This window comes from Bradyrhizobium sp., assembly GCF_049586575.1.
Lineage (GTDB): Bacteria > Pseudomonadota > Alphaproteobacteria > Rhizobiales > Xanthobacteraceae > Bradyrhizobium.
Window position 1 is genome coordinate 1 of the sequence record NZ_JBAVCF010000658.1, and the last position, 5,718, is coordinate 5,718.

The 5,718-nt window shown below is 60.9% G+C and carries 7 protein-coding genes; all 7 read right to left on the reverse strand.

Annotation, left to right across the window (positions count from 1 at the left end):
* Window positions 1-125: 125 nt before the first annotated feature.
* From paaK to paaA, 7 genes are read right to left on the reverse strand one after another with little or no spacing between them, the layout of a single operon-like run.
* Window positions 126-1,454 carry a phenylacetate--CoA ligase PaaK gene (gene paaK, locus WB528_RS24170; RefSeq protein ID WP_423891444.1) on the reverse strand — a complete coding sequence of 443 codons (1,329 nt, stop codon included), beginning with the start codon at window positions 1,452-1,454 and terminating at the stop codon, window positions 126-128.
* A gap of 34 nt (window positions 1,455-1,488) precedes the next feature.
* Window positions 1,489-1,953: a hydroxyphenylacetyl-CoA thioesterase PaaI gene (gene paaI, locus WB528_RS24175; RefSeq protein WP_423891446.1), complete on the reverse strand. Its 465-nt coding sequence runs from the start codon at window positions 1,951-1,953 to the stop codon at window positions 1,489-1,491.
* 33 nt (window positions 1,954-1,986) lie between these two features.
* On the reverse strand, window positions 1,987-3,063 hold the full coding sequence (paaE, locus tag WB528_RS24180; protein WP_423891448.1) for a 1,2-phenylacetyl-CoA epoxidase subunit PaaE: 1,077 nt from the start codon (window positions 3,061-3,063) through the stop codon (window positions 1,987-1,989).
* Window positions 3,063-3,554 carry a 1,2-phenylacetyl-CoA epoxidase subunit PaaD gene (gene paaD, locus WB528_RS24185; protein ID WP_423891450.1) on the reverse strand — a complete coding sequence of 164 codons (492 nt, stop codon included), beginning with the start codon at window positions 3,552-3,554 and terminating at the stop codon, window positions 3,063-3,065. Before paaD ends, paaE begins: the two co-directional genes overlap by 1 nt.
* Before the next feature lie 5 nt (window positions 3,555-3,559).
* Window positions 3,560-4,336, reverse strand: a complete 777-nt coding sequence (gene paaC, locus WB528_RS24190) for a 1,2-phenylacetyl-CoA epoxidase subunit PaaC (RefSeq protein ID WP_423891452.1) — start codon at window positions 4,334-4,336, stop codon at window positions 3,560-3,562.
* Window positions 4,337-4,624, reverse strand: a complete 288-nt coding sequence (gene paaB, locus WB528_RS24195) for a 1,2-phenylacetyl-CoA epoxidase subunit PaaB (RefSeq protein ID WP_423891455.1) — start codon at window positions 4,622-4,624, stop codon at window positions 4,337-4,339.
* Between the two features lie 18 nt (window positions 4,625-4,642).
* A complete protein-coding gene (gene paaA / locus WB528_RS24200) occupies window positions 4,643-5,638 on the reverse strand; it encodes a 1,2-phenylacetyl-CoA epoxidase subunit PaaA (protein ID WP_423891458.1) in 996 nt (331 codons plus the stop codon).
* Between the last annotated feature and the right edge of the window lie 80 nt (window positions 5,639-5,718).

Sequence of the window (5,718 nt, forward strand, 5' to 3'; positions counted from 1 at the left end):
CTTCACGAACTTCGGAAAGTCATGGGCACTAGCAAACTTATTGATTCTAGTACCGCTTTGTCGATCTGAAGTCCCTGATCGAATTCGCCGCTTGTGGCGCAGGGACTTCGGATCGGCGGTACTAGCTACCCTTTTGGCCGCAGGTCGTAAACACGCTTCGCTTTGCCGAGAGAGCGTTCCAACGTGTTGGGCGCGACGACCCTGACCCGGGACGTGATCCCGATCGTGTTCTTGATATGGGCGGTGATCCGCTCGGCCTGGTCAATCAGGCCATCGCCGTCCCAGCGCTCCGGCCGAGCCTCGGCCTGGATGGTCAGTTCATCCATGCGGCCCTCGCGGGTCAGCTCGAGGATGAAGTGGCCGCCGCACCAGTCGGTGGCCAGCAGCACCTCCTCGATTTGGGTGGGGAACAGATTGACACCGCGCAGGATAATCATGTCGTCGGAGCGCCCTGTGACTTTTTCCATACGACGCATCCCCGGCCGCGCCGTTCCAGGCAGCAACCGTGTCAGATCGCGGGTGCGATAGCGAATGACCGGAAAGGCCTCCTTGGTCAGTGAGGTAAAGACAAGTTCGCCCATTTCACCGTCGGGCAGCGCCGCGCCAGTCTCGGGATCGATCACCTCGGGGTAAAAATGATCTTCCCATATGTGCAGTCCATCCTTGGTCTCCACGCATTCCTGCGCGACACCGGGACCGATCACCTCCGACAGCCCATAGATATCGGTCGCGTCCATGTCGAACGCGGCTTCGATCTCGGCGCGCATGGCGTTGGTCCATGGCTCGGCGCCAAAAATGCCGAATTTCAGCGACGATTTTCGGGGGTCGAGCCCCTGACGCTTGAACTCGTCGAGAATGGCCAGCATGTAGCTCGGCGTCACCGTGATGATGTCAGGCCTGAAATCGTTGATGAGTTGCACCTGCCGCTCGGTCATGCCGCCGGAAACCGGCACCACTGTGCAACCGAGTTGCTCGGCACCGTAATGCGCGCCAAGCCCGCCGGTGAACAATCCGTAGCCGTAGGCATTGTGGATGATCATGCCGGTCCGCCCTCCAGCGGCGCGAATCGAGCGCGCCATCACCGCCGACCATGTCGCGATATCGGCTCGGGTATATCCGACCACGATCGGCCTGCCGGTCGTGCCTGAAGAGGCGTGGACTCGAACCAGTTGCTCGCGGGGGACCGCAAACATGTTGAACGGATAATTGTCGCGCAGATCCGTCTTCACCGTGAACGGAAATTTGGCGAGATCCGACAACTGCCTGAAATCCGACGGATGCACGCCGGCCTCGTCAAAGGCTGCCTTGTAATGCGCGACATTGTCGTAGGCGTGTGCAAGCGACCAGGCCAGGCGCTTGATCTGCAACGCCGTGATTTCGTCGCGCGAGGCGCGCTCGGCGTCATCCATCTCCGGGAGGTAGCCGCTCGATCCAGATTCAGGTTTGGTCGACATCGTGCGTTTCCTCAAAATATTGTTTTGCGGCAGTTTATTTTTGATTGGCGTCGATCCCCGGCGCCGGCAGCCACGAGCCGCCAACGCTGCGGGAATGACCGCGAAATTCAGCGATCACCACATCGCCTGCGGTGACCTGCACGTCGTAGATGCCGGAGCGCCCGATGCGCGAAATCTCGCGCGCTCGTGCGACCAGAACGTCGCCGAGCTTGCCCGGCCGGATGAAGGTGATGTTGCCCTCGGCGGCGACGACGCGTTCGTTGTGGGTGTTGCAGGCAAAGGCGAAGGCCGAATCGGCAAGCGCAAAGATGAAGCCGCCATGAGCGATCCGCTGACCGTTGACCATATGCGGCTCGACCGTCATCGTCAGCGTCGACTGGCCCGCGCTCACTTCGATAATCTTCATGCCCAGCCCCCTGCTGGCGTCGTCGTCCTTCCACATCGCATCCGCACAGGCGCGGGCGAGATCGTCGGGCGATAACTGCGCGCTGGCGTTCACTGCGATCTTCTCCGTTGGTTGGGCTGCTATTGGCTAAACATGGTCGTAATCTACCACGACCCGATCGCTCACGGGCCGAGCCTGGCAGGTGAGGATGAACCCCTTTTCGAGTTCCCATGGCTCGAGCGAATAGTTGACCTCCATTCTCGCTTCGCCCTCGACAAGCTTGGCCCGGCAGGTCGAACACATCCCGCCCTTGCAGGCGAACGGCAGGTCGACGCCGGCGCGTAACGCGGCATCGAGAATCGCCTCGTCCGCGGCGACCGGCACCTCGCGGCGCTTGCCATCGATGATCAGCGCAGCAAACGCCTTTGGCGGCGCGCTTGCCGGCAAAACCGCCTTCGGCCGCGGCTTGCCGCCAAGTCCGGAAACAAATCGCTCGATGTGAATGCGGTCTGCGGGGACGCCGATATCGCGACAGGTCGCCTCGATCTCCTCGCTCATAGCGGTAGGACCGCAAATGAAGATGTGATCGATGCTGGCCGCCGGCACCAGCGAGCGCAGCAGCACCCTCACCTTCTCGCCGTCCAGCCGGCCATACAGGATCGGAATATCCTGCTCCTCGCCCGAGATGACGTGAAAGACCGAAAGCCGCTCCATGAAGCGATCTTTCAGTTGCTCCAGCGCTTCACGGAACAGCATGCCTCCGGTCGAACGGTTGCCGTAAAACAGAAAGAACCGGCTGTTCGGTTCGCGTGCCAGCACGCCCTTGATGATTGAGAGAATAGGCGTGATGCCGGAACCGGCTGCAAAACCGACATGGATCCGCGCGGCTTCGGGCGCAGGCGCAACGCCGAAGCGCCCGGTCGGCGTCATGACGTCGACTTCGTCGCCACTTTTCAGTTCATCCGCTGCCCAGCTTGAGAAAGCGCCGCCATCGACCTTTTTCACCGCGATGCGCAATTCGCCGTCGTCGGGCCCCGAACAGATCGAATAGGAGCGGCGCACTTCCTCGCCCTCCATCGTCGTTCGCAGGGTCAGATATTGGCCGGGAGCAAAGCGATAATCGTCTTGAAGCTCCTGCGGGATCGCAAAGGTCAGGGAAACCGCATCGGACGTTTCGCGGCGCAGATCGTTGACGGCCAGACGGTGGAAACGGGGCGCTGACATCAATGACACTTGAAATAGTCGAAGGGCTCGCGGCAGCTCTTGCAGCGCCATAGCGCCTTGCAGGACGTCGAGCCGAATTCGGAAAGCACTTCGGTGTTGCCGGAGCCGCATTGCGGGCACGCGACTTGCTCCACCCCGAACAACGCGCGCCGCGACATTGTAGCCTGCGGCGGTGCGATGCCATATTCGCGCAGCTTGCGGCGGCCGTCCTCGCTCATCCAGTCAGTCGTCCAGGCCGGCGACAAGGTGGTACGAATTTTTGAATCTCGAAACCCCTCACGCTCCAGCGCCAGCTCGATTTCAAGCGCGATCATGTTCATCGCGGGACAACCGGAATAGGTCGGCGTGATCGTCACTTCGATCCGGCCATCGCTAACGACGACGTCGCGTAGCACGCCGAGATCGGCGATCGTGAGCACGGGAATTTCGGGGTCGACGACCTGAGCCGCGATGTCCCAGGCGCGCTGCCGTGTTTCTGCATGGTCGGCCACATCGGTCACCATGACGCACCGGGGAACGCTCGCTGCAACGATTGCAACTCGCTCAATAAGTGGCCGAGATGCTCGCTGTGCCGCCCGCTGCGCCCGCCTTCCTGCATCCATTCTGATTTGGGCAGCACAAGTGTCGCTTCACCCACAATTCCGGAGACCGCCTTGAGCCATTGCGGACGCAAGGCGGCCGGATCAATCGCTATACCCGTCTCGATCAGGGCACGCTCGCTATCATCGGTCTCGAACATCTCTCCGGTGAAGGCCCAGAGGTTGTCGATGGCAGCCTGCATGCGGGCGTGGCTTTCCGGAGTGCCGTCGCCGAGCCGGAGTATCCATTCCGACGAATGCCGCAAATGATAGGCGCTTTCCTTTTCCGATTTGGCGGCGATCGCCGCCAGCGTCGGATCGGAAGATTTCGTCATCGTGCGCCAATAAGGATCAGAGAAGGCGGAATAGAAAAACTGTCGCGCGATGGTATGCGCAAAATCGCCGTTCGGCTGCTCGACCAGCAGGAGATTGCGGTAGTGCCTGACATCGCGAAGATAGGCGAGCTTGTCTTCGTCGTTACCGTTGCCTTCGATTTGCGCTGCGTAAGAATAGAGTTCGCGCGCCTGCCCCAGAAGATCGAGGCCCATATTGGCGAGCGCCATGTCTTCTTCGAGCATCGGCGCATGACCGCACCACTCCGACAGCCGGTGCCCCAGAATCAAAGCATCGTCGGCGCGGCGCAGCACATACAGCACCAGCGGGGTTTCACTGACCTGGATCGATGGCATCGCCATCTACATATGCCCGACTTCTTCGGGCACCTCGTAAAATGTCGGATGACGGTAAATCTTCGATTCCGCCGGTTCGAACATCATTCCCTTCTCGGCCGGGTCGGACGCGGTGATGGCACTCGATGGCACCACCCAGATTGACAGCCCCTCGCCGCGGCGCGTGTAGACGTCGCGGGCGGCTTGAAGCGCCAGCGTGGCATCGGTCGCATGCAACGATCCGACATGCTTGTGCGCCAACCCATTGCGGCTGCGAATGAAAACTTCCCATAGCGGCGTGTTCGGCGTGGCCATCGCTGACCTCCCTGGCTCTTACTCGGCGGCTTCTGCGGCCTGACGAAACCTGTGCTTTTCGGCATAGGCGGCGGCGGCCTCGCGCACCCAAGCGCCCTCTTCATGGGCCTTGCGCCGCGCCGCCAACCGGTCGCGGTTGCATGGGCCGTTGCCGGCCAGCACCTCTTTGAATTCAGTCCAGTCGATCGCGCTGTATTCCCAATGCCCGCTCGCTTCATTCAATTTCATGCTCGCGTCGGGGATAGTCAGCCCGAGATAGTGCGCCTGCGGCACCGTGGCATCGACGAATTTCTGACGCAGTTCGTCATTGGAGAAGCGCTTGATCTTCCATCGCGTGGAGGTGTCGCTGTGTTGGCTCGTGCTGTCGGGCGGACCGAACATCATCAGCACCGGCCACCACCAGCGATTCAACGCGTCCTGCGCCATCGCCTTCTGCTCGTCTGAGCCACGGCAGAGTGTCAGCATGATTTCATAGCCCTGCCGCTGGTGAAAGGATTCCTCCTTGCACACACGGATCATCGCGCGGGCATAGGGACCATAGGAACAACGGCAGAGCGGGATCTGGTTCATGATCGCAGCGCCATCGACAAGCCAGCCGATCACGCCGATATCCGCCCAGGTCAGCGTCGGGTAATTGAAGATGGAGGAATATTTGGCCTTTCCGGCCAGCATCTGGTCGACGAGTTCCTCGCGAGAACTGCCGAGCGTTTCAGCGGCGGCGTAGAGATAAAGGCCGTGACCGCATTCATCCTGAACCTTGGCCAACAGCGCCGCCTTGCGGCGCAGCGACGGCGCGCGGGTGATCCAGTTGCCCTCCGGCAGCATGCCGACGATTTCGGAATGGGCGTGCTGCGAGATCTGCCGCGTCAGCGTCTTGCGATAGGCTGGTGGCATCCAGTCGTTCGGTTCGATACGATCTTCGGCATCGATCCGCGCCTGGAATTGCGCGCCCCTCGCACCCCCCTCGACTGTTCGCTCCTCGCCTTCCGAGCCATTGAGCGCCTGAGTGTACATGCGCCGATCTCCGGGTTTGTTGCGCTCCAATATATAACAGAAGTTTCAATCTACAACACGTTTTTGTAACATATTAATCC